The sequence below is a fragment of the Devosia naphthalenivorans genome (genome assembly GCF_003056355.1).
GTDB classification, from domain to species: Bacteria; Pseudomonadota; Alphaproteobacteria; order Rhizobiales; family Devosiaceae; genus Devosia; species Devosia naphthalenivorans.
Map to the genome: position 1 here is coordinate 1 of NZ_PYVW01000023.1, position 22,523 is coordinate 22,523.

Consider the following 22,523-nt stretch of genomic DNA (forward strand, 5'->3'; position numbering starts at 1 on the left):
GCTTTCCGCCGACCTTGTCGCACACCTCATCCAGTTCTGGGTGTTGTTATCGTGGAAGATTTGCCTGAGGACCGCCAGTAGATACGCGCTTCTCGTGATCGTCTTCATGAACAATCGAGGGGACCGGATCGTGAATGTCACCACCGCGACGCCTGCTGCTCCAGCTGCGACGACGGCGCCTGCAGACCCTGCCGCGATAGCTCCTGCATCAGCCAGTCCGGCAGTTCCTGCTACGTCACAGAACAAGGGTGCGTTCAATAGGTCGAAGTCCCCCTGAGGCGGGGGTTCTCAAATTGATACCTGTTCTCAGGACGAAAGCCATACAATGCCGTGATGAGCATCGAGCTGCGAACACCGGCGGCAACTTCCTGTGGTCCACGCCATTGGTGGAACAACAAGAGGTTCATATGCGTACGCTGACACTGATGTCGTTCTTCTCCGCGCCTGTACTTGCGATCGCAGGCCCACCGGTCTTTGCTCAGGAGCAGCTGGCGATTGAGCATGCCATGAGTGCAGCAGCCATCAATGAAGCCGATCTCGGCGACCGGTTTGCTGCACCTCAACGGCAATATATCATTGCACCGCAGATTCCGACTTCCCCGGATGAGGGGACAACAGATGGTCGCTTAAGGCTAGATCCCGCCATTGCCCGCTTGCAGATCCTTTTGGATCAGCAAGGCGCATCACCAGGGGTCATCGATGGCTTCGATGGGGAGAACCTGCGCAAGGCCGTCATGGGTGTGCAGGCCATGGCGGGATTGCCCGTTACCGGCATTGTCGATGATGGCTTACTGGCCGTTATCGAACTGGGTCAGCCGGTGATCGACAAGTACGTGATTGCAGCAACCGATCTGGAGGATGTCACCGGGCCAACGCCGGAAGATTATGCTGAAAAGGCGCAACTGGACTTTCTCGGCTACGGCAGCGTCGAAGAAGCCCTGGCCGAGCGCTTTCATATGGACGTTGATCTTCTCATCGCCCTTAACCCGAATGCTGCCTTTGAACCCGGCGAGACGATTGCGGTAGCCATCACGGGGCCGGATAGTACGGGCGAGGTCCAAAGGATAGAGGCAGACAAAGCACTCCGCCAGGTACGCGCCTATGATGATCAGGGGATCCTGATAGCCACATACCCGGCAACGATAGGCAGTGAAGACACACCCTCGCCAAGCGGCAGCTATACGGTGGAGGTTGTCGCGCCAATGCCCAACTACACCTATAATCCGAAGGTTAACTTCCAGCAGGGCGAAAACACCGAGGTTCTGACCATTCCACCTGGACCGAATGGGCCGGTGGGAAGCATGTGGATTGCCCTTTCCAAACCTACCTACGGCATCCACGGTACGCCTGAACCCTCACAGATCGACAAAACCGGATCTTACGGGTGCGTTCGCCTGACGAACTGGGATGCACAGGAACTCGGCAGTATGCTCTCGAAGGGAGCCACCGTTGAGTTTGTATGAGCGGGGTTTCTGACCCTAACATACAACACCGGCATTAGCGCTCTCGACCCGTCGCTCGCTGAGGCCAACGTTCTGCGCTGCAGCAGGGCCTCCGGTATCGGTACCTTGATTAGCTCGACACTGTTGCCGGACATCTCGGAACCTGATCGACTCGACCGGGGGGTCGTCCCACCAGAGCAGTTACCGAAGCCGCTCGATTCCTATTTACACCACAGGGACCAGGTCCGTTTCCTGATCTATCTGCCGAGAAGCCGACAGTTTCCTTCCCCCGTTGCCGTAGCCAGCCTGTTCGATGGCCAAATGGGGAAACCGCTCGTCGGGTGCCTTGAGCTCCTGCAGACAAACCACGTCGGGTTGAGCTTCCTCCAGCCACCGCAGAAGCACAGGAAGCCGGCAATTGACGCCGTTGACGTTGTAAGTGGCGACCTTCATTGTCGAAGCCCTCAGTGGTTTCTGATGACCTGCTGAATGCGCTGGCTCAGGACTTGATCGGTCTCGAAATAGCCGTCCCATGCATCGGGCCCGTAGGCCCGTTTGGCCGCAGCGAACACGTCAAAGCTGTTGGCACGGTCGAGCTCGCCGAGCTCTTCCCAGGTCACCGGCACGGCAACGGTGCCGCCGGTGCGGGCCCGAGTGGACCAGGGACAGATCGCCGTGGAACCCTGGCCATTGCGCAGATAGTCGATAAACATCCTGCCCTGCCGCCTGGCCTTGCTCATGTTGGCGACAAACCGGTGTGGATCGGTTCGCGCCAGCAGTTCTGCAAAATTCTGGCAGAAGGTTTTAACCTCGTCCCAATCGGCCTCTGGCAGGAGCGGCACCACGACGTGTACCCCTTTGCCGCCCGACACCAGCGGCCATGACCTCAAGCCCAGGGCACCCAGGATGTCGCGGATATCAAAAGCGGCCTGCTTGACGTGCTCGAAGCCGAGCCCCTCATCGGGATCGATATCGAACACCATGCGCTCTGGGAGGTCGGGCTCATGACGCTCGCTCCCCCAGACGTGAAACTCCAGCGTGTTCATCTGCACCCCGCCGATCAGGCCGGAGAGGTCTTCGATCCACAGGATGCGGCTGGTCTTGCCCGACATCTTCTGCAACTCGCCCGCCTTGAGCGTCTTCGGCATGCCCGGAAGTTGGTGCTTCTGAAAGAAGGTCCTGGACAGATCATTATCGGTATCGCGCACCAGGGAAAGCGGCCGATCCTTGATGTGCGGCAGCATTCGATCGGCCACCGCGGCATAATAGGCGACCAGGTGCGCCTTGGTGATTTTTGTGTCTGGGTACATCAGCTTCTCGGGATGGGAGAGTTTTACACCCACCGCCGCAGCGATCTCGACCCCCATTGCCGGATCCAGGTCTATAGTGCCCGTGTCCTCAAGCGGCCGCTCCAGCACGACCTGATCGACGCGCTTGTCTGCCCGCAACCCCTGGAAGCTGGCGTGCCGCAGTGAGCCATCTGGGGTAATCTCGGCATAGCTGACTTCAGCCACCAGTTCAGGGCGCACCCAGTGGGCTTTCCGGGCAATATCACGCGGAACATCGGCAAACAGGGGCTTTTGAACGCGCAGAACTTCCATCTGCTTGAGGATCTTGTCGCGCATGGCCGCGGTGAAGCCCGTACCCACCCGGCCACGGTATACGAACTTGCCCTTCTCGAAAGTGCCCAGGATCAGTGAGGCCATGCCTTTGCCGGTATCGCTCGGACGCCACCCTCCGATGACGAACTCCTGACGCCTGGTGCACTTGATCTTGAGCCAGCCGGCGGTGCGATCGCCGATGTAGCGCCCGTCGGCCTTCTTGGCGATGATGCCTTCCTGCCCGCCGGCACACATCGCCTCGAACATGGCCTTGCCATCACCAACGACGTGGCGTGAGTACTGCAGGCTATCCTCGGCGCTTCGCTCGCCGAGCAGCCTCTCGAGCAGAGCCTTGCGCTCCGATAGCGAGCGTCCCGCCAGATCATCGCCATCCTTTTCCAGCATATCGAAGGCATAGAACTTTAGCGGAATGCCGGCCGCTATGCCGGACCTGAGCATGCTGAAATTGGTACGTCCTGCATTGTCGATCGCCACGATCTCACCGTCCAACAACACTGATCCCTTGGTGAGGACGCGTAGTGGCTCCAGGATTGCCTTGAACTGGTCGGTCCAGTCATGCCCGTTTCGGGTGTAGACCTTCACCTCTGATCCCGAGATGGCGATCTGAGCCCGATAGCCGTCGTACTTCATCTCGAACAGCCAATTGTCGCCCGTCGGGATGCTTTGGGTGAGCGTGCAAAGCTGAAATGGACGGAATGCGGGGAGGGGGTAGCGCGGGGTAGATTCTGAGTCCCTGCGGCGCTGCCGCTTTGGGCCAGGTGCGGTCTCTAGGGCCGGCATTGAGGACTCGAGTGCATCGGCGACTCAAGTCGGCACCGATCAATCAGTTCCGACTCACGAATCTCGAACCCCTAGCCGGACGGGCAACCTGATAGCCCGGTCGGCATTGAGGGCAGCACATTCGTTCAAGAACTGAACACAACCGGAGACCGTATGATCCCGTCCAAGATCCTGATCGTAGAAGATGAGCTTCACCACGGCGAGCAGCTCAAACGTGTCCTGGAGGGAAGGGGCCACACCGTGTTGGGACCTGCTCCCGACTGCTCGGCGGCGCTGGAACTGATCTGGCGGGAACGGCCCGACATCGCTTTTGTCGATACGCATCTCGGCTCGGAAACCTGCGAAGTGGTGCTGGAGGAGTGCGATCTCCAGGACGTGCCCGTGATCATAACCTCCTCTGACATCCACGGTCTTCCCCGGTTCTGCGGAGGGCGCGACAGGGTCCTCGAGCCGGTGGACGGCATTGCTGTGGGCACGGCCATCGCCCGAATATCGGCTTGATCTCAGGTGTCGGTGTCGAGCCAGATCGTCACCGGCCCATCATTGACCAATGAGACCTTCATGTCCGCGCCAAAGATGCCCGTGACCACCGGAACGCCGAGGTTCGACATTGTTTCGGCGAACCTCTCATAGAGAAGCCGTCCCTGTTCGGGCAGTGCCGCTCGTGAGAAACCAGGACGATTGCCCCTGGTCTCTGCCGCCAGGGTGAACTGGCTCACAATCAATGCCGAGCCGCCGACATCCAGCACGGAGCGGTTCATCCGCCCGTCTCCGTCCTTGAGCACCCGAAGCTTGACCACCTTCTGCGCCAGCCAGTCGGCGACTGCCTCGGTATCACCCTGCATGGCACAGACCAGCACCAGATAGCCGTGTTCGATCTGGCCGACCACTTCATCATCCACCACGACCGAAGCTGTGGCGACACGTTGAACAAGGGCGCGCATCGCAGCTCCGTCATGACTTGGTGTCAGGCTGGTTATGTGCGTAGATTTGCGGAGTGGGGCAAGGGTGAAGATGAAGGCACTGGTTGATCGGCTCAGCGATGAACTCTCAGTGAGGTACGTGACGTACCTCGAAACCCTGGTGGTCGATCTCTGGAGTGAGCACGGCTTTATCGAGTTCCGCTGCGGCTTCTCGCTGCGCAGCGATCATGTGCTTGAGAGCCTCACCGTCAAACTTCCCGCTGCAGCTGGAACATCTGATAGGGAACGGGAAGTTCTGATCCGGGCGGTCTTCGAGGAACTCGAAGAGCAGATCGACCTTGCCATTGCCCGCGACAAGGTGGCCGCCAATTGAGCCGGGTGCCTGAGATCAATCCGGTGACCCGGGACCGCCGGGCGCAGATCAAGCAACTGGAGCAGCGTCTTGCTGGTCTGCGGCGCCTGCCAGCCCACCAACGGGCCGCCGAGCATGCCGATGAGATCGAAAGCGATCTCGAAGCGATCTTGATCGAGCTTCGCTCCAAAGGCGGAGGGGTTTCGGATGTGTAATCTTTATTCCCATACCAGCAACCGGCAGGCGATCCTGGACTTCACCAAGGCCATGGCGGTTGCGGAAACCGTGGGTAATCTCGAGCCGCAGACCGGCATCTTCCCCGACTACATGGCGCCCGTCGTGCGCAATTTTGGTGGCATGCGGCAGCTGACGAAGATGCGCTGGGGTCTACCCTCCGGCCAGCGAGCGCTTTACCTCGCCACGCTAGCTTCGCAGATACCCGTGGCGTGCCGGCCCCTGCTAGTTGCAGCAGGAGGCTTCAGCCTTTCACCGCGCCGGTTGTCATTGATCCTGATATCTGTCGGTACATGACGAGGCCGAGCAACATTGGTGGAAGGGCGCCCACAATCATCACCGCAGACGCCATTCCCCATTGAATGCCGCCGCCGCTGGCCGAGAAGAAGAAGGAAGCCCCCACCGTCATCGGCACGGCCTTGTTTGTGGTCAGCATCAATCCGAAGAGGAATTCGTTCCAGGCGGTGATGAAACCAAAGATAAAGGTCGTCACCAGAGCGGGCCGCACTACTGGTCGTATCACTCGAAGCATTATCTGCAAAGTGGTGGCACCATCAATCTTGGCCGCTTCGTCCAGTTCGATCGGGACGTCGGAGATCGCGTTAACCAGGATGACAAGCGCCAGCGGTAAGTTCACGATGGTCAGGATCAGACCCAGGCCTAGCTGCGTATCAAGCAGGTTTAGCCACTGAAACATCATGTACAGTGGAATGGCAAAGATAATGAGTGGCACCGCACGCAGGTTGATGATGATGGGCATCATTGTCCTGCGTCCGAAGTTTCCCCGGGCAACAGCGTATGCGGCCGGGAAGGCGAGGACGATCGCTAGCCCAGTTCCGATGATTGCTGCGGCAAAGCTGTTTGCCAGGTAGGCGAAGATGTTTAGCCGGTCGCTGACCTGCAGAACCCGAACGTAGTTCTCGAGCGTCGGCGCATTGATCCAGAAGCCAGGATTGACCGACAGCTCTCGTGCACTCTTGAACGAGGTAACCAGGGTGACCAGGACAGGGAAGTTCATGGCGAAGATCGCCACGAGCAACACAATCCACCGCAGTGCTCTTACTATCAAGACTCCCTCCTGCGGGATGCTATCCAGGTGAGGGACCAAAGAACAGCAAACGAAACGATAAACAGCACAACGGACGCAGCTACCGCCTTGCCGATTGCCCCCTGTTTGAAGAACGCTTCATACACATAGATTGAGAGTGACATCGTGGAACCGCCGGCTCCGCTGCCGGTAAGGGTGTAAACGTTGTCGAACACCCTGAATCCATCGATGAATCGAATGAAGCCGGTAGCTCGATACGCGTAAGAATCTGCCATGGCGTTGCCCCATCAATAAGGGCAGCGTCTCGGACGTCCTCAGGTATTGCCTGGTACGCCATGTGAAACAGCAGAAACGCAAAGGGCGTCCACTGCAGGGTCTCTACGACGGTCAATGTCCAGAATGCTGTGCCAACGTCGAGGAAGGCGGGGGTCAGCTTGAACCACTGGTAAAGATAAAACGGAATGGGTCCGACAAATTCGTGGAGCACCAGGCGATACATCAAGCCGATCATGGCGGGCGCCACCATCAACGGCAGCATGATCAGAGCAATCAGCCACGAACGCTTCTTGAAGAGCGGTGCAAGAAATATTGCTAGAAACAAACCGATCAAACATTCGGCCACCGCGGTAATCACGCCGAACCGGAGTGAAAACCAACCGGAACGCCAGAAAACGCCGTCAGTAAGCACGGCCCAATAGTTACCAAAGCCAGAAAGCGTCGGACTGCGCAGAGTTTCAAAGCGGACTTCGGAAACCGAATAAATGAGGTTCACCAAAGCGGGAAACCCCAGGAACAGGAGGAGAAAGCCCACCAAGGGTGTGGTGAGGATCGCCCATTCGTGGCTGCGCATCCGTTCCATTTTGCCTCAGATTTGTTTTGGGCTCGACGGCGACACCTGCCGAGCCCACAGAGATGACCGGGTCGCTATTTAAGCAGTTCTTCCATGCCTGCCTTGGTGTTGGCGAGGGTGGTGTCGAGATCCTGCTGGCCAGACCAGTAGGCGGTGAATTCCCTTGCCTGCAATTCATAGACCGGGAAAGCGTTCTCGGACGTGCCACCATTCATGACGTAGCCGTATGCACTGGCAAACTCACCAAGCTGAACGAGATCGGGGCGTTCCTCAGCGAGTTTGGCGACCACTTCAGGGGCCAGGGCAGGGGAACCGCCGGCACGGGCATAGGTGAGCGCAGCTTCTTCAGTGGCGAGCCACTGCAGGAACTTCAGGGCACCTTCCTTGTTCTTCGCGTTCTTGTTCAGACCGAGACCAAGACCGTGGATGTGGTCAGCCCGAGCCTCCGGGCCAGCTGGAGGCGCAACAATACCCACAACGTCCGCAACCGCAGGAGACACTTCCGGATCGGTTAGTTCGCCCGCGGCAGCATTCCATTGCAGGGCTGTAGCTGCTTGACCGGCACCGAATGCCGCATTGGTTTCAGGGTATTCATAGCTCAAGCTGTCGCGTGGGCTCGCACCTGCATCATAGAGCGTCTTGTAGAGCTCGAGGCCGGTGCGATAAGCCTCCGAATCCACCGTGATATTACCAGTCTCGTCCTGCCAATCTGCGCCATAGGAGCGAGGGAGCGACTGGAAGACCATCATATTGAAGAGTAGATTTTTCAGCTGCAGCACCGTGCCGTACCGCACGGGGCTATCAGGATTGATGGACTGGGTGAAATAGAGCGCAGTGGCTGCCCAGTCATCCCAAGTCCAGCTATCCGGGTCCTTTGGTTCAAGTGCTTTGCCGAGATGTTCCTGCGCTATTTCCGTGAACTTCGCCTTTGCAGCGTCGTCGGCCAGAAGCGCGTCAATCAAGTCCTTCCGAAAGTACATGAAGTGAGCGGACAGATCGGTCGGCACCCCATATTGCTGACCTTCGAACTGCATGGTCGAGAGGATGGATTCGCCAAACGTAGTTGTAGCAGCTTCGCCCAGGTCGATAGGCTCCATGTAGGGCGCGTAGCGGCCGATCGTGTAGGTCGCGAGCAGGTTGATGTCGAAGGCGTCAGAACCTGCGGCCATGTCCGCCTGGAGCTTGTCGTAAAAGCCTTCGCGGTTGAAGAACAACAGCTCGACCTTGTCTTCCTCTGCAACACCCTCTTGGGCGTTGTAAGCATCGGCGGTCGCACGAAGAGCCGTCTCTTCCGAACCACCTGGCCAGCCAAGTACCGTTACGGCGGCCTGTGCCGCGCCACTGAGCGACATCGTTGCGGCGAGGAGCGCTGCAACTGAAACGGTTAGTCTTGCAAGTTTTCTCATTTCACTTCCCTTATCCCTCTATGCCGGGCGGCCCCTCGCCGCCTGCTCGGCTCAGTTTTGCAGACGAGTGAGATCAGCCACGCCGATCACTCCAGCATGGCGGCCGAGTTCGGCTGCCACGATTTCAGGTTTGAGGCGGGCCGGCTCAGCCGGTATTTTCTGCCGCACTCTGTCGAGATATCCTTGAGCTAGCCCGATGCCACCGCCGATGACGATCATTGCCGGATCAAACATCAGCTGGATATCGCGGCAGAGCAGTGCCACCCGCATCGCTGATTGGTCGACGATTGCCTCGGCCCAAGCTTCACCGCGTGCAGCTGCCGTGAAGACATCAGGCGCTTCAACAGCGTATCCTGCCTTCAGGGCTTCACCAGCGATCCATCGACCCGAAACCCGGTTTTCAAGCGGCCCATCGCCGTTGGCTGGCGACAGCAGCAACCCGAAATGCCCAGCAACACCCAGAAGCGGTTTGCCGTTGATCACCAGCCCACCACCTACTCCGGTTGAAACGGTCAGGAAGGCTATATTTTCGCCTCGGCCGGCGCCGAACCGATGTTCACCCCACGCCGCCGCCTGAGCGTCGTTCGCGGCAAACACCGGCAACTCGAAAGCCGCACCCAGTTTGTCCACGAGCGGGTAATCCTCGGGTAGGTCCAAAGTGGCCTTGTTTAACGCTGACCACATGCCATCGTTGATCATACCCGTCACGGCGATGCCAACGCCGGTAACGCGATCACGCCACCCGCTCGTGTTCTCCACAACCTCAGCAATCCAATTGCTAGGCCCCGCGTCGCGATTGGTGGATAGGGTGATTTCTTCGCTGACCGTGGCCCCTTCCACAATCGCGGCCATGATCTTCGTCCCGCCGATGTCGATGGCCAACAGTGGCTTGTTTGCGTTCTGACGCTCCGAGAACCCGGAAGTTACAGCAGCCTTGAACCAGGACGTCGCGTGCTCGGTACGAGTGATGGCAGATCCTACCACCACGGAGTAGGCGCCAGCCCGCGCAGCGGCCGCAGCCTGTTCGGTTGATCGGATGCGACCTTCCGCGATTACATGGGGTGTCAGACGACGCATCTCGGAAATGAGGGAGAGGTCTGGGTCTGTTGGCTCCGGGCCGCCCACGTATCCAGACAATGTGGTGCCGACGAAATCAACGCCAGCTGCTAGAGCACTTCGAGCATCCTCAAGACAGGAGCAGTCGGCCATGGTGAGTTTGCCTTTGGCTTTGACAGCCCTCACCAGATCAACAACGGGCACCGGTCGGACGCGGTCGGTAGCGTCGAATGCAACTATGTCGGCTCCAGCCTCAGCCAGCGCTACTGCATCTTCGATGAAGGGCGTGATTCGGACAGGACTATCCTGGAGATCTCGCTTTATGATCCCCACGATCGGCGCTGTGGTGGCGCTCCGCACCGCCATCAAATACGGCAGTGACTCGATGCGCAAAGCGCTGGCGCCTGATGCTAGTGCGGCAAGTGCAAAGCCCACCACCATTTCGGCGTTGTCCATAGGACCATCCGGCACTGGCTGGCAGGAAACAATCAATGCGTCCTTGAGAATGTCGCGCTGCACTGCTCACTCCTCGTCTCGAGTGAGGACGATACCCGGAGCATACCAGATTACAACCAGTTTATTGCTGGTATTATCGCCTTAGTTCAAAGACGAAGTCGTATGCGTCTCCTTTGTAGCGAGACTCTGTGAACTCGACGATCTGCTCGTCAGCCAGAAAGCAGCGACGTTCCATCACCAGTAGGGGCAGTCCAGGCACACAGTTGAGATATTGTGCATCGCTGGGGGAGGCTGCCCGCGATCGCATTCGCTGAATAGCCCTCTGAGGCATAGCGCCCAATTTTTCCAGCGTCAGGTAGAGGGAGTCGCCGATGAGATCGGGGGACGCTATGAACTTGGTAGGAACAGCCGACGTCTCGAGCGCCATCGGAATGCCGTCGGCGGTGCGAATACGTTTCATGCGGACAACTTGACTGTCGGCGGAAATTCCAAGTGCCATCATTTCGGCAGGGGAAGGACGAGTGATCTGCTTAGAAATCCATTTGCATCCGGGACTTAATCCTCTCGAGCTCATATCCTCCGAGAAGCTCGTGAGCGTTGACAAGGATTTCTCTACGCGAGAGCCAACCTCGGTGCGAGCTCCATGCCGCCGATGGACCAGGCCCTCTTCAACCAGCAGCTCCATGGCTTTGCGAACGGTGACACGAGAGAGTGAAAGCGCTTCAGATAACGTACGCTCACCAGGCAGTACGGCGCCTGGTCTAAGATCTTTCCGCAGAATCGCAGATTCGATCCCGCTTTTTAGTCGCTTGAACAGCGGTACGTTCGGGTCACTTGCCGCAATATCGGCGCTGAGTTGCTTGAGCAGCCCTTCACTGGTCATTCCATCCATCCCGTGCGCGTCCCAACCCGAGCGTCACATGTCGCACTTTTTCCACTGGATTTGAACTGGTATTGTTGTCGACAGGCAGTTCGCCGCTTGGGTGTGTCGTGAAGTACTTCGGTGTGGCACTCCTGAAGCGGCTCAAACTGCGCCATCAATCAGAAGCCGATCTACATGAAGCTCTTTCGCGTGATGAACTTCGCATCGACTGCCGGCCTTTTGTGAGTGGCCCGGCGGAACGATTGCGGGCTACAAAGCTTGGGTTCGCTGGAAACACCCCTATCGAGGATTGCTCGAAGCAAGGGAGTTTTTGCCAAATGCCTGGAGTGCGGCCTTGGGAGCCAGATCCCGCCAACTCTGCGCCTCTGCCACCGCATGCCCGATCATTTGGTACCGATCCGAGGCGGCGATAGATGCCGTTATCGATCATTCCCGCCCACTCTCGGGCAGACGACGGCTCGCTTCGCCCCAGGCCAGACCCAAGGCGGAAGACGACCTCGGCTCGGCTCATGGCACATCGCTATCGGGCAGCGATCGCGGCGCACCTGGGGCAGACGCGATTGCTTGAGTGCTCTGGTGATGGCGCACTGCAAGCCAGGGACGCCTACAATGGCTGCTCATCGGTCACCGGAGCGGTCCAGGCTGGTTCCAGCTTGGCCGCTTCAAAATGCCTCTTGAACATCAGCTCCTAGGCATCGTAGCTCTCGACGGCAGGTCGCTCGTCGGGCTCGAGTGGTTTCGCTTCTGTCGAAAGATCCTGATAGACAACCGGCTCCCAAGAAGAGACGGCGTATGACTGCCGCTGCCATTTGAGATTGCGATCAGATTGGCCGGCTAGTCTGATCATTTAAACCAATCACCTCTATACCCCACTGGAAGGTGATGCGGCGCAACCTTTGCGTGTCATCAACCTCGCGGAAGTTCAGGATAGCGCAGTCGCCACCGGCAGGGTGACATTCGGTTCCACGGCCAGTCCCAACAACGAGGGCAGCACCACCTTCGCGCCTGACGACCCAACAGCGACCAGTGTCGAGAGGGAGCCCGGTCAAGATGATCGCGGTGCGCGGTTGAGCCGCTGAGTACATCTCCAGGTCCGAGGCGTGATCTCATGTCTTCTCGGTTGAGAACACCAGTGCGGAGGCGCTTGCCGATCTAAGCTGAGGGTTCGCCCCGCTCTGGGCCGCAGCGGATGAGAGCGACGATGGGGGTACCATCGGCGAGGGCCCGATTGCACCGGCGGATGGAGAGCACGGCGGTTCCCCAACTTCCCTCCTCAAGGGGACTGCGCACGGGTCCGCCCCTATATCGCACCTTAAAAGTCCCCGCACATGAAGGCGGTCAGGGTCAGCGGGCTCCGTGGCCCTCGCCGCTGCTTGGCACGGCCCGGTTCACATGTGTGCCCGCATCCCGCGATTGACTTGTTGACTGTAAACAGTTTACCGTCTGAAGGTCTTGGAGGAGACGCCTGTTGAGGAAACCCGCCACAACCATTCAGCGCGAAGGGCTTGGATCCCAGGTCGCCGCTGCGTTGCGCGAAGCAATCGCGGGCGGTGAGTTCCTGCGGGGCGAGCGGCTGATCGAGGTGGATCTGGCAGAGCATTTCGGAGTGAGCCGCGGTCCTGTTCGCGATGCCATCCGCATTCTGCAAGTCGAGGGTCTGGTCGAAAGCCACCCGCCTGGGATGGTGGTGACGGGCATCGACGAGGAGGCAATCAACGAGATCTATTCCTTGCGCGGGGCAATCGAGGGGCTGGCGGTCCGGCTTGCGGTAACAGCGCCGCTGCGTCAGGGCTATGAGGCGATCACGTCCCATGTCGAGGCGATGGAGCGTGCGGCCGCGGCCAACGACCCGGCCAGCTTCGCGCGGGCCGACGTGGCCTTCCACAACCAGATCTGCCTTGTTTCGGGCCATCGGCGGCTCGCCGATGTCTGGCAGCGCTATGAGCCAATCATGATGACGCTGCTGCGCCTGACGATTTCGCTGGATCAGGATCTTGGTTCGAGTGCCGCCAAACACCGCGCACTGCTTGAACTGATCAAGGGGAACGACGCCGGGGCGGCGGAGTCTGAACTGGCCGGGCACCTGGAGGGATCAAGGGCCAGAATGGTCAAGGTCTGGGAGCGTGCCCTGCAAAGGAGGCGGCAGCAAATCGCCCAGCAGTAGTCCCGCGGTTTCGGAGGGGCGTCGCGTAAAAAATCTAGCGTAAACAATCAACAATCACCGGGAGAGAGACGAATGAACTACCTCAATTCAATTGTAAAATCCGTTGCGGTCATGGGCCTGCTTGGCGTTGCCCTGGCATCCAGTGCCTTCGCGCAGGATGGGTTTCCGGCCAAGGACATCACCTTTGTGGTCCAGGCCGCCGCGGGCGGCGCCTCGGACCGCACCTCGCGAGCCATTGCTGCGGAGATGGAAAAGGATCTGGGCGTCAGCGTGATCGTGGAGAACCGTCCCGGCGCAACGGGAACCGTGGCTTTCGCCCACGTCGCCGAGCAGCCAGCGGATGGCTACACGATCGGCTTCGGTCCAGTGGAATTCGCCATTGCCGAACACCTGGGCTACGACTTTGACCGGGCTGACTATACCTATCTGGGCCAGGTCATGAACAGCCCGGTGGTCCTGGCAGTTCCTGCCAACAGCCCCTACAACACGTTGGCCGAATTCATCGAAGCAAGCAAAACCAAGGAAATGTCGGTTTCCAATTCCGGCGCCGCTTCCTCGTTTGCCGCGACCACGTTCACGCTTGCCAGGATGACGCAAGCCAAGCTGGTCGGGGTCCCGTTCGACGGCGGCGCACCGGCCGTTGCCGCGGCGCTGGGCAACCACGTTGACGCCGTAACCGCCGGTGCGGGCGAAACCGCAACCGCGTTCGCCGATGGCTCGCTCAAGGTCCTTGCCATTTTCGCGGACGAGGAACACCCCAAATTCCCCGGCGTCCAGACCGCCAAGGCCCAGGGCTATGATCTGACTTTTGGCGCCTGGGGCGGCGTCTATGGGCCCGCGGGCATTCCGGACGACGCCAAGGCGATCCTCGAGGAATCGATCAAGAAGGCCGCGTCCTCGCAAACCTTCCTCGATGCGATCACCCCTGCCGGTATCCTGCCTGTCTACAGGAGCGGAGACGAGTGGAAGGCTTTTGTTGATGCCGAGGCCGCCCGCTACGCCGAAGTCCTGGCCGAATAGGATCATGGTCGAGCCGGGAAAGCTCGCTTCGCCCTTCGGCAGCGCTGATGTGCTGCCGGAGCAAACCGTTGCGGAGCCTGACTATGCAGCACGGCCCTCGCGGCGGCTTGAAATCGCCATAGCGGCGAGCGCGCTTGCGCTTTCCGTCACCGCCCTCCTCGTGTCCCGCGCCATCCCGTTGCGCATGGGGGGCGGCGGTATCGATCCAAGGTGGTGGCCGACGCTGCTGTCCGTACTGGCAAGCGCGCTATCGGCGTTGCTGGTTGCCATGTCCCTGTTCGGTCAAACCCCCGCGCGCGGGGAGATGGAAGCCGCCGAGCCGGACGGTTGGACCCGTATGCTGCTGGCCCTGGCCTTGAGCGCGCTTTACGTGTTCGCCTGGTCCCATCTCGGCTATGTGGGCCCGACCCTGGTATTCAATCTCGTGCTGCTGCGGATTTTCGGCCTGCGCAGCTGGAAGGCGCTCGGCGTGTATTCCGTTGTGACCACAGCTTTTATCTATGGCCTGTTCCACTATCTGCTGAGGGTCCCGCTATGAACGCCTTGCTCGATGGCATGCTGGCCGTGTTCGAGCCAAGCGTCATGCTGTGCCTTGGTGTCGGAGTGCTTGTGGGCATGCTGGTGGGCATGTTTCCCGGCGTTACCGCGACCATGGCCGTAGCGCTCGCCAGCGGCTTCACCATGACGCTCGAACCGGTCCAGGGCCTTGCGGTTCTCCTGACCATCTACGTGGCGGCCAATTTCGGCGACCGGATCCCGTCTATCCTGATCAACACGCCGGGCACCCCGGCATCGATTGCCACGACCTTTGACGGTTACCCCATGGCAAAGAACGGGCAGGCGGGTCTGGCGTTGATCGTGTCGGCGCTGGTCTCGGCCATCGGGATCATGGCCAGCATGGTCCTGTTCGCCGGTGCCTCGGTGCCTCTGGCGCAACTTGCCCTCAGGTTCGGTCCCAGCGAGATGTTTGCCGTGGTCATCCTTGCCATGACCATCATGATCTCGATTTCCTCGAAATCGATCACCAAGGGTCTGCTTGCCGGCGTCATCGGGCTGTTCATAGCGACGGTCGGACGGGATCCCATCACCGGGGACGCCCGCTTCACATTCGGCGTTCGGGAGCTGAACGGCGGGCTGGATTTCATTGCGGTGATCATCGGCCTGTTCGGCATAGCCGAGCTGTTCGATCAATTGCTGACCCACCGCGAACACAAGATCAAACCCATCTCGGCCCTCGGGCGCTGGTGGCCAACCAAGAGCGAATACAAGCGTATCGCCAAGCCAACGCTTGTCTCGGGTATGGTCGGTCTGGTCGTTGGCATCATTCCGGGCGCCGGCGGCGATATAGCGGGCCTGCTCGGTTGGGATCGCGCCAAGGCTGCCTCCCAAACCAAGGCGAGCTTCGGCAAGGGGAATATCGAAGGAGTTGCCGCGGCCGATACGGCGTCCAGCGCGACACTTGGCGGCTCGCTGACGACGACGATGGCGCTGGGTATCCCGGGAGATTCGGTGATGGCAGTAATGATCGGCTCCATGATCGTGTGGGGTATCCAGCCCGGTCCGAGCCTTTTCGTCAATCAGCCCGAACTGGTGGTGACCATTACCGCCATCATGGTTCTGGCGACGATCATCACGCTGGCCATCAACCTGATACGCATGCCCATGATGGTAAAGCTCCTCGACCTTCCCAAGCACTATATCTGGGCAACCGTTCTGGTGTTCTGCGTCGTAGGCACTTACGCCACCACCAACAATCTCTTCACTGTCACCGTAATGCTGTGTTTCGGGGTCGTCGGAGTGATCCTGAAACGCTCCGGCATCCCGGCCGGTCCTATCGTGCTCGGTCTGATCCTGGGCCCGCTCGCAGAATCCAACCTGCGCCGTTCGCTGCTGATCGATGGTCCTGCCGGGCTGATCAACAAACCCATATCTGCAGTCCTGATTGCCTTGGCAGTCATCGCCGTCGTGATCGCCATAAGTGCTCCCCTGATGGCGCGCCGCAGGGCCAAGGCAAGCGACCCAGTCGCCCATTCAACCTCCTGAAAGTAATTAAATGCCCACTAAACCGATTATCCTGACCGCGCTTCCGGTTGCCTTCGAGGACAATGGCGCCATTTCGATCGAAGGAAACAGCGCCATTCTGCGCAAATGCGCTGCTTCGGGGGTGCACGGCGCGTTCGTGCTCGGAACCACCGGCGAATTTCCTTCGCTCAATGAGGACGAACGTCGGACCCTCACCCGTCTCAGCCTTGACCTGCTGGGCGACAAGCAGGTCGTGGTGCATGTCGGGGCGGCTAGCCTCTACCAGGTCGAACGGCTCATCGATCAGGCTCGGGCTGAGGGTGCAAAGCACATCGCGGCAATCACCCCGTATTTCCTGCCGTCCACCGACAAGGCGCTGACCCGGTTTTACGCCCGGATTTCCCAGGTTTCCGACGGCCTGGCAGTTTATGTCTACATTTTCGAGGCGCGCACGGGCATCTCCGTCTCGCCGCAACTGATGGCGCAACTCGCCAAACTGCCCAATATCATTGGCGTCAAGATTTCGGGAGAGAGCATCGAGAAGGTGGGTGAATACCGCAGGCTCCTGCCGGACGGCTTCCAGGTGCTGACCGGCTCCGACCGGGAAATAGGGCGCCTCGACCAAGTCGGCGCCAATGGCGTTATCTCCGGTATCGCTTCGGTATATCCCGAACCGTTCGTGGCCATGGCTGAGGCTATTGCAGCAGGTGTGGAGGATCGCGCCGAAATGCAGAGCCACGTTAACGCAACCGTTGATGGTCTGCTTGGGGACATCGAACGCCTCAAGGCAGGCCTGCGCCTCCAGGGCATCCCTGCCGGCCATGCCCGCATGGCTGTTGGAATGCTAGATGCGGCAGCCATGACCCTGATCGAGGAGCTTCACGCCAGATACGGGGCAGGCGCATGAGCCTTAAACAACGGTTCGCCAGCGGCTCCGTGAGCTACGGTGCGTGGACGGGTTTCGCCGACCCCCAAATCGCCCAGATCATGGGTCGCGCCGGCTTCGACTTCATCTGCGTGGATTTGCAGCACAGCTTCGTCACCATGACCGAGCTCGGGCCGCTGCTCGATGCCCTGCACAAGGCCGGTTCAGCGGCGGCTGTGCGGGTGCCCTGGAAAACACCTGACTTGATCATGCGCACTCTCGACCTTGGCGCCGAGGCCGTGATCGTTCCACTGGTCAACGATGCGTCCGAAGCCCGGCTTGCTGCCGACTGCTGCCGTTACGCGCCAAAAGGCAGCCGTAGCTGGGGCCCCATCTGGCGCAATGTCCGCCCTTCCGTACCGGAGGCTGCGGAAGGCGATCAGGTGGCAACCTGTATCTGCATGATCGAAACCGCCGAGGGCCTTGCCAATCTGGATGCTATCCTCGCCGTGAACGGCGTTGACGGCATCTATATCGGACCCAACGATCTGTCGCTGAGCATCGGAGAGGAACGGAAGAACTTCGGGCAATCCGAGAGGCTCCACCGCACCATCCTTGATGTCATCGCGCGTGCACGCAGTGCCGGCAGGATTGTGGGCATCGACTGCGCCGGCCCCGAACAGGCCCGGTACTGGCGTGACCAAGGCGTCAATTTCGTGATCTCGGCCAACGACTCCGACCTGATTGCACAATCGGCTGCCGCCATGGCCAAAGCACACCGGATTCCGCAGGATCAGGCATCGGTCGCCCGTCGGTAAAGGGGCGCACCGTTGCCGCAGGATCAATTCACAACGGGGATCATCAATGGCTGAAGCACCCCTGATCGTGTTCTGCGGCGCCGCCACCGTCGACATGATCTTTGCTGTCGACACCCTGCCGCAGGGACCGGGGAAGGTCCTGCCGAAGGCATTTGTGCAAGCGGCGCATGGCATGGCGACCAGTGCTGCGGTTGCGGCGGCGCGGTTGGGCGGCAGAGCCTGCCTGATTGCCCGAATTGGCAATGACATGATGGGTGAGCAGTTCCTGGCTGAAATCGAGGCTGAAGGTGTTGATTGCCGGTACGTGCGCCGTGTACGGGGCGCGCCGACGCCAATCAGTGCTGTTATCGTCGACGACGCCGGGGAGCGGCTGATCCTGCCCTATTATGACAGGAATCTGGGTGATGACCCGACTTGGATTCCGGAGGTGTTCGTCCAAGCCGCCGATGCGGTCCAGGTCGATGTCCGATGGCCCGAGGGAGCTGCCAGGGTTCTCTCGATCGCCCGCAAGGCCGGCAAGTTCGCGGTTCTTGATGCCGACATTGGCCCGCCTGATGTCATCCGTGCACTGGCCGGGTCGGCCAGTCACACCGTTTTTTCCGCCCCGGCTGCATATCTCGTTTCCGGAGCAGCAAACGCCGGGGATGCGGCGCGGGAACTGAGCCGGTTATTCGATGGCTTCGTTGCCGTCACTGACGGTCCTGAGGGCTGCTTTTGGGTTGAAGAGGGGCAACTGATGCATTTGCGCCCTCCTGAGGTGCGCGCCGTCGATACCCTGGCTGCCGGCGATGTATTCCATGGCGCCTTCACTCTTGCGATCGCGCAGGGTTGCCGTGTCGCGGACGCGGTTGCCTTCGCCAATGCTGCGGCCGCCGTCAAATGCACGGTTTTCGGCGGGCGGCTCGGCTCCCCCTCGCGTGAACAGGTTATGCGGCTTCTCGCAGCCGGGCCCGGGGCCGCCTGATAGAGCAGGCTGACGCAGAGGTGCTCCGGGGCGGGGGCTGCGACCGACAGGGGACATAAACAAAGACGTCAGCGAGGCTTGCGAGCGGTGGGGGCAGACCACTCATCCACCCAGGGCACCCCGGACGGTGAAAACCGGATCGATCGGCTGCATGCGCCGGACACCGCCTGGGTGACCGACATCACCTATATCAAGACCATGGAGGGCTTTGCCTATCTGGCCGTGGTCATCGACCTGTTCTCGCGCCGCGTCATCGGCTGGTCACTGCAAAGCCGGCAAACCAGCGAAGTTGTGCTCCAGGCTCTGCACATGGCGGTTTGGCGCCGAAAGCCACAGAATACGGTGCTGGTACCGACCAGGGCGCCCAGTTCACCAGCATGGATTGGGTCAGCTTCCTGCGGCACCACAATCTGGTTCACTCCATGAGCCGGCGCGGCAACTGCCATGACAATGCTGTGGCCGAAAGCTTCTTCAATCTGCTCAAGCGCGAAAGGATCAGGCGCCGGACCTATCGAACGCGGGACGAAGCTCGCAAGGATGTGTTCAATTACATTGAGATGTTCTACAACCCGACACGCAAGCACGTCCGCAACGGCATGCTCTCACCCGTCGAATTCGAACGGCGACACCAAATCTAACCCCGAAGGTGTCTACAGAACGCGGGGCTATTCAAAATGCTGAACTCTTCAATTTCCGCACGATCTAGCCGAGAGGCGCTTGCCGCCCCCATTGCGCCCGCTGCAAGTGCCACCTGTAGGATTATATCCGCCAAGACAGAGGTGGGTCTGTCCCTTTCCGATGACTTCTTCGCCTATGATGTCAACGTCATTCTGGAAAGCGTAGGCGGCCCTGGCACCTACAATGTGCGGGCCGTATTGCGCAGTGGAACGGTCTCAAGATTACGCGATGAGCGAGGGTACTCCAGTAGAGCTGACGTTCAACTTTCCTGAGGCGACTTGGTGGGGCACCAATGTTCAGGGCCGGGTTTTCTGCCAATAACTGCAGGAAGACATCCACCCCTCACGGTGAAATTTTTCGTGCGCTAACCCGAAGTTTCTTAATCGAGGCCAAATTTCCTCTGCCAAAGCGTCTTCTTTTCGGAACCGCTCGATCATCTCGCTGGCCGGTGCATCACAGTTGCCGCTCAGTCGTAGCGTCGCCGTCGCCCTGCCGCATGTCAGGTGCACCATTCTGATCAATTGAATGCATGCACTGTAGTTTGCCTTTGCCTTTCCGGCGACGCCCGCTAGTACCGGAAGTCTGATTGTTGTCGAGGAAAGCCAGACCATGCCGCTGCGCCTGAACGTCAAACCCGGTGAACGTATCTTTCTTGGGACCAGCAGCTTCGTAATCGACAATGACGGAACGATCGGAGTGGCCATAGAAGGCAATTTGCCATTGTTGCGCGAGTCGGACTATTTGTGGCCCACGGCAGCAACTACGCCGCTGCGTCGTTTTTACTGTTCGCTGCAGGACAATTATCTGTCTGGCAAGGCTGATGAGGCAGCGCTTGCCAAAACCTCCAACGAGTTGCTGGACAATGGCTTCGCCCCCGAAAAACTGGCACCGGTCAGCTTGGCCATTCTCTCTGGTGAGCTTTTCAAGGCGCTTAAGGCGGCCCGCAAATTGCTGGTTGAGGAGGAGAACGCGGAGAATTGGGCCGATATCGTGCGCTACGAACCGCAGGGATTCATCAAATAGGGCCCGGACGAAATAGCAAGCGGCTGGCTACGGGAGCGCCCTGCCGCAACAGCGCGGGCGGATGGCGCGTAGTCCGGCGGCAGCGATAGTGCGCGTTATCGATCATTATCCCACCCCGCCCAGCTCTTATGACCTGCCGCATCTGCCCGGCCCGATCTCCGCATCGGTCAGGGCGTTTGTTTTCAGGGGATTCAATGCCCAGGGCCAGTAACGGCTCCACCGTCCCCGCGCCAGTGTTGCCACAAAGAACGAATGTGTGGGATCGCTCAGGGTGTGCGCCGGATTATCCGCTCGCCGCGCCGCAGATCCCCGAATCCCCAGGTGGGGAACGTGGCGGTCCAGCGCTGCCGCCAGGCCTGCGATTCCTGGCTCAACGGAAAACCGCCGTTCAGTGCTGCCCCTGGTCCAGATCGCAGGCAAGCTGCGCTGCGGTCATGCCGGGATTCAAGGGCAGTTCGGCCTGCAACTGCCGGTGGTTGCGGCCCCGTGCCTTTGCGGCATAGCAAGCTCCGTCCGCCCCGGCCAGAACATCGGCCGGCGCTATGCCGGACGCGCCGACCAGGCCCACACCGATGCTAGCCGCCAATTTCCCGCCCCAGGCATTCTCGGGCCCTACCTCACGAACCGCCTGCAGCACCGCTTCGGCAGCCGCCGCAGGGTCCCCGTCACACATTTCGAGCACCAAGGCGAATTCGTCACCGCAGGGGCGGCCTTCTGCATCCCGTTCGATGATCCCACTCCGGTCCAGTACCCCGATCCAGCGGCCGCCCTTGTGCCGCAGGCGCAGTTCGGTTTCGATCGCGCCGGTTTCGCCCGCTAGGTGCCGCGCGCCGCTGCGGAGGGCACGCTCGCGGTCATGGGGGTGGGGCCGCTCCAGCTAGAGATCGCTGTGCTGGACAGCTCGTCGGGCCCATATCCCAGCATGGCAAAACAGCTTGCCGAATGAAAGCAGAGGTCAGTGACAAGGTCCCAGTCCCAAGGCCCAGCAGGGCGCGATCAGTGGCGTGGCGCCAGACATCGGCTCGCGCGACGGTGTCCTGCTGCGGTGTTCCCATCTGCATACCCTCAGGGACCTCCTGATCGTATCATAAGGGCAGTCTCGCAATGCTTGGTTTAAATGGCCCCCCGATTGAAGAAAATCGCCTTGCCCCGACGGCCGGGCGGAGCACGTTGCCTGAGGCGGGGGCCAGGCCGGCGCAACATCAGTCCTCGGGGCGGGCGATCCGATCGCTCTCTTGGGGAATGCTCGACAATGGCGTTCGATCATACGCCCGGGAGGGCGCAGCCGCCATAGGCGCCGCACCGAACCGCGCCGGATAGAGGCGGCCGGCAGCAAGCCCGTCGGACAGCTGGGCTATCCGTCTCCGCTGACAGGTTGCCCTCGCGTTCGCCACGCGGGGGCTTGTCAAACCCAGCAGCAGGTGCCGATCCCGATGTCATCGCGATGAACAGCAAGGAACCGACCTCGGCCGGACCGGAGCACTGCGTGACGGACACTTTGCATCCATTCAGCGAGATGGATTTCACGAGTTGTTAAAAGGTCCCGGAGTATTTGTGACCATCCCTAGAAGGGGCAAATTTCCAGAAGGAACACCCAGTGGCTGATATCAATCTTTCCAAAGCCGTCCGCTCCAATCTTGGCTCGCTGCAGAACACGGCATCGCTGATGGCCAAGACCCAAGACCGTCTTTCGACAGGTAACAAGGTCAACTCGGCTCTTGATAACCCAACCAATTTCTTCACCGCCGCTTCGCTAAACAGCCGCGCTGGTGATCTGAACAATCTGATGGACTCGATGGCCAACGGCATCAAGACCATCGAAGCGGCTAACAACGGCCTGACCGCGATCACAAAAACGCTTGAATCGATGCAGTCGACCCTGCGCCAGGCGCGTCAGGACAAATCGTTCGAGACCGA

The 22,523-nt window shown here is 60.0% G+C and carries 22 protein-coding genes and 3 pseudogenes; 15 read left to right on the forward strand and 10 right to left on the reverse strand.

Annotated elements, in window-relative coordinates:
- The first annotated feature begins 407 nt into the window (after window positions 1-407).
- A complete protein-coding gene (locus C8264_RS20105) occupies window positions 408-1,463 on the forward strand; it encodes a L,D-transpeptidase family protein (RefSeq protein ID WP_245893411.1) in 1,056 nt (351 codons plus the stop codon).
- A gap of 273 nt (window positions 1,464-1,736) precedes the next feature.
- Here the strand turns inward: C8264_RS20105 and C8264_RS20110 are convergent.
- Window positions 1,737-1,895 (reverse strand): annotated as a pseudogene (locus C8264_RS20110) (endonuclease/exonuclease/phosphatase family protein); the annotation flags it as partial.
- Window positions 1,896-1,906: 11 nt separating this feature from the next.
- Complete coding sequence (gene ligD, locus C8264_RS20115) at window positions 1,907-3,844, reverse strand: DNA ligase D (RefSeq protein ID WP_108462776.1); 1,938 nt, start codon at window positions 3,842-3,844, stop codon at window positions 1,907-1,909.
- Window positions 3,845-3,997: 153 nt separating this feature from the next.
- Here ligD and C8264_RS20120 point away from each other — a divergent pair, with 153 nt between their 5' ends.
- Window positions 3,998-4,345, forward strand: coding sequence for a response regulator (locus C8264_RS20120; protein ID WP_108462777.1), 348 nt, complete (start codon window positions 3,998-4,000; stop codon window positions 4,343-4,345).
- 2 nt (window positions 4,346-4,347) lie between these two features.
- Here the strand turns inward: C8264_RS20120 and dtd are convergent, their stop codons facing one another.
- On the reverse strand, window positions 4,348-4,788 hold the full coding sequence (gene dtd, locus C8264_RS20125) for a D-aminoacyl-tRNA deacylase (RefSeq protein WP_108462778.1): 441 nt from the start codon (window positions 4,786-4,788) through the stop codon (window positions 4,348-4,350).
- 70 nt (window positions 4,789-4,858) lie between these two features.
- Here dtd and C8264_RS20130 point away from each other — a divergent pair, with 70 nt between their 5' ends.
- Genes C8264_RS20130 through C8264_RS22315 form a run of 3 tightly spaced genes read left to right on the forward strand, consistent with a single transcriptional unit; the run spans window position 4,859 to window position 5,650 of the window.
- A complete protein-coding gene (locus C8264_RS20130) occupies window positions 4,859-5,140 on the forward strand; it encodes a hypothetical protein (RefSeq protein ID WP_108462779.1) in 282 nt (93 codons plus the stop codon).
- Entirely contained in the window at window positions 5,137-5,334 is a 198-nt protein-coding gene (locus tag C8264_RS20135) for a hypothetical protein (RefSeq protein WP_162783799.1), read from the forward strand. The genes C8264_RS20130 and C8264_RS20135 overlap by 4 nt, the downstream gene beginning before the upstream one ends.
- Window positions 5,327-5,650 carry an SOS response-associated peptidase family protein gene (locus C8264_RS22315; RefSeq protein ID WP_162783800.1) on the forward strand — a complete coding sequence of 108 codons (324 nt, stop codon included), beginning with the start codon at window positions 5,327-5,329 and terminating at the stop codon, window positions 5,648-5,650. The genes C8264_RS20135 and C8264_RS22315 overlap by 8 nt, the downstream gene beginning before the upstream one ends.
- Here C8264_RS22315 and C8264_RS20140 read toward each other — a convergent pair.
- The 6 genes and pseudogenes from C8264_RS20140 to C8264_RS22320 all read right to left on the reverse strand — a co-directional run bounded on the left by C8264_RS20140 (window position 5,598) and on the right by C8264_RS22320 (window position 11,899).
- Window positions 5,598-6,419 (reverse strand): carbohydrate ABC transporter permease, encoded by an 822-nt coding sequence (locus tag C8264_RS20140; RefSeq protein ID WP_108462811.1) that lies wholly within the window; start codon window positions 6,417-6,419, stop codon window positions 5,598-5,600. The genes C8264_RS22315 and C8264_RS20140 overlap by 53 nt on opposite strands.
- Window positions 6,419-7,260 (reverse strand): annotated as a pseudogene (locus tag C8264_RS20145) (carbohydrate ABC transporter permease). The gene C8264_RS20140 and the pseudogene C8264_RS20145 overlap by 1 nt, the downstream one beginning before the upstream one ends.
- A gap of 65 nt (window positions 7,261-7,325) precedes the next feature.
- Entirely contained in the window at window positions 7,326-8,603 is a 1,278-nt protein-coding gene (locus C8264_RS20150; RefSeq protein WP_245893413.1) for an extracellular solute-binding protein, read from the reverse strand.
- A 105-nt stretch (window positions 8,604-8,708) separates the two neighbouring features.
- Window positions 8,709-10,232, reverse strand: coding sequence for a putative N-acetylmannosamine-6-phosphate 2-epimerase (locus C8264_RS20155; RefSeq protein WP_108462782.1), 1,524 nt, complete (start codon window positions 10,230-10,232; stop codon window positions 8,709-8,711).
- A 70-nt stretch (window positions 10,233-10,302) separates the two neighbouring features.
- Window positions 10,303-11,052, reverse strand: a complete 750-nt coding sequence (locus C8264_RS20160) for a GntR family transcriptional regulator (protein ID WP_108462783.1) — start codon at window positions 11,050-11,052, stop codon at window positions 10,303-10,305.
- A gap of 688 nt (window positions 11,053-11,740) precedes the next feature.
- Window positions 11,741-11,899, reverse strand: a complete 159-nt coding sequence (locus C8264_RS22320; protein ID WP_162783801.1) for a hypothetical protein — start codon at window positions 11,897-11,899, stop codon at window positions 11,741-11,743.
- Window positions 11,900-12,520: 621 nt separating this feature from the next.
- Between C8264_RS22320 and C8264_RS20165 the strand changes: the two genes are divergently transcribed.
- From C8264_RS20165 to C8264_RS20205, 9 genes and pseudogenes are all read left to right on the forward strand, one after another.
- Window positions 12,521-13,216, forward strand: coding sequence for a GntR family transcriptional regulator (locus C8264_RS20165; protein ID WP_108462784.1), 696 nt, complete (start codon window positions 12,521-12,523; stop codon window positions 13,214-13,216).
- 72 nt (window positions 13,217-13,288) lie between these two features.
- The gene (locus C8264_RS20170) at window positions 13,289-14,236 is read left to right on the forward strand and encodes a Bug family tripartite tricarboxylate transporter substrate binding protein (RefSeq protein WP_108462785.1); all 948 of its coding nucleotides are present in this window, start codon (window positions 13,289-13,291) and stop codon (window positions 14,234-14,236) included.
- Between the two features lie 4 nt (window positions 14,237-14,240).
- Entirely contained in the window at window positions 14,241-14,774 is a 534-nt protein-coding gene (locus C8264_RS20175; protein ID WP_162783802.1) for a tripartite tricarboxylate transporter TctB family protein, read from the forward strand.
- On the forward strand, window positions 14,771-16,279 hold the full coding sequence (locus tag C8264_RS20180) for a tripartite tricarboxylate transporter permease (protein WP_108462787.1): 1,509 nt from the start codon (window positions 14,771-14,773) through the stop codon (window positions 16,277-16,279). Before C8264_RS20175 ends, C8264_RS20180 begins: the two co-directional genes overlap by 4 nt.
- A gap of 10 nt (window positions 16,280-16,289) precedes the next feature.
- Window positions 16,290-17,165: a dihydrodipicolinate synthase family protein gene (locus tag C8264_RS20185; RefSeq protein WP_108462788.1), complete on the forward strand. Its 876-nt coding sequence runs from the start codon at window positions 16,290-16,292 to the stop codon at window positions 17,163-17,165.
- On the forward strand, window positions 17,162-17,941 hold the full coding sequence (locus C8264_RS20190; RefSeq protein ID WP_108462789.1) for an HpcH/HpaI aldolase family protein: 780 nt from the start codon (window positions 17,162-17,164) through the stop codon (window positions 17,939-17,941). The genes C8264_RS20185 and C8264_RS20190 overlap by 4 nt, the downstream gene beginning before the upstream one ends.
- 46 nt (window positions 17,942-17,987) lie before the next feature.
- Entirely contained in the window at window positions 17,988-18,905 is a 918-nt protein-coding gene (locus C8264_RS20195; RefSeq protein ID WP_108462790.1) for a PfkB family carbohydrate kinase, read from the forward strand.
- A gap of 150 nt (window positions 18,906-19,055) precedes the next feature.
- Window positions 19,056-19,543, forward strand: a pseudogene (locus C8264_RS20200) (IS3 family transposase); the annotation flags it as partial.
- A 649-nt stretch (window positions 19,544-20,192) separates the two neighbouring features.
- Entirely contained in the window at window positions 20,193-20,606 is a 414-nt protein-coding gene (locus tag C8264_RS20205) for a flagellar biosynthesis repressor FlbT (protein ID WP_108462791.1), read from the forward strand.
- Window positions 20,607-20,994: 388 nt separating this feature from the next.
- On the opposite strand, the gene C8264_RS20210 is transcribed toward C8264_RS20205, so the two are convergent.
- Entirely contained in the window at window positions 20,995-21,483 is a 489-nt protein-coding gene (locus C8264_RS20210; RefSeq protein ID WP_108462792.1) for a PAS domain-containing protein, read from the reverse strand.
- 720 nt (window positions 21,484-22,203) lie between these two features.
- Between C8264_RS20210 and C8264_RS20215 the strand changes: the two genes are divergently transcribed.
- The coding region (locus tag C8264_RS20215; RefSeq protein WP_483863843.1) for a flagellin N-terminal helical domain-containing protein at window positions 22,204-22,523 on the forward strand (320 nt) is incomplete at its 3' end.

Bases quoted from the DNA above. Each gene is read 5' to 3' on its own strand.
- C8264_RS20105 (WP_245893411.1), top strand. From the start codon at position 408: ATGCGTACGCTGACACTGATGTCGTTCTTCTCCGCGCCTGTACTTGCG.
- C8264_RS20205 (WP_108462791.1), top strand. From the start codon at position 20,193: ATGCCGCTGCGCCTGAACGTCAAACCCGGTGAACGTATCTTTCTTGGG.
- C8264_RS20160 (WP_108462783.1), bottom strand. From the start codon at position 11,052: ATGACCAGTGAAGGGCTGCTCAAGCAACTCAGCGCCGATATTGCGGCA.
- C8264_RS20130 (WP_108462779.1), top strand. From the start codon at position 4,859: ATGAAGGCACTGGTTGATCGGCTCAGCGATGAACTCTCAGTGAGGTAC.
- C8264_RS20195 (WP_108462790.1), top strand. From the start codon at position 17,988: ATGGCTGAAGCACCCCTGATCGTGTTCTGCGGCGCCGCCACCGTCGAC.
- C8264_RS22320 (WP_162783801.1), bottom strand. From the start codon at position 11,899: ATGATCAGACTAGCCGGCCAATCTGATCGCAATCTCAAATGGCAGCGG.
- C8264_RS20185 (WP_108462788.1), top strand. From the start codon at position 16,290: ATGCCCACTAAACCGATTATCCTGACCGCGCTTCCGGTTGCCTTCGAG.
- C8264_RS20150 (WP_245893413.1), bottom strand. From the start codon at position 8,603: ATGTCGCTCAGTGGCGCGGCACAGGCCGCCGTAACGGTACTTGGCTGG.
- C8264_RS20180 (WP_108462787.1), top strand. From the start codon at position 14,771: ATGAACGCCTTGCTCGATGGCATGCTGGCCGTGTTCGAGCCAAGCGTC.
- C8264_RS20120 (WP_108462777.1), top strand. From the start codon at position 3,998: ATGATCCCGTCCAAGATCCTGATCGTAGAAGATGAGCTTCACCACGGC.
- ligD (WP_108462776.1), bottom strand. From the start codon at position 3,844: ATGCCGGCCCTAGAGACCGCACCTGGCCCAAAGCGGCAGCGCCGCAGG.
- C8264_RS20190 (WP_108462789.1), top strand. From the start codon at position 17,162: ATGAGCCTTAAACAACGGTTCGCCAGCGGCTCCGTGAGCTACGGTGCG.
- C8264_RS20175 (WP_162783802.1), top strand. From the start codon at position 14,241: ATGGTCGAGCCGGGAAAGCTCGCTTCGCCCTTCGGCAGCGCTGATGTG.
- dtd (WP_108462778.1), bottom strand. From the start codon at position 4,788: ATGCGCGCCCTTGTTCAACGTGTCGCCACAGCTTCGGTCGTGGTGGAT.
- C8264_RS22315 (WP_162783800.1), top strand. From the start codon at position 5,327: ATGTGTAATCTTTATTCCCATACCAGCAACCGGCAGGCGATCCTGGAC.
- C8264_RS20170 (WP_108462785.1), top strand. From the start codon at position 13,289: ATGAACTACCTCAATTCAATTGTAAAATCCGTTGCGGTCATGGGCCTG.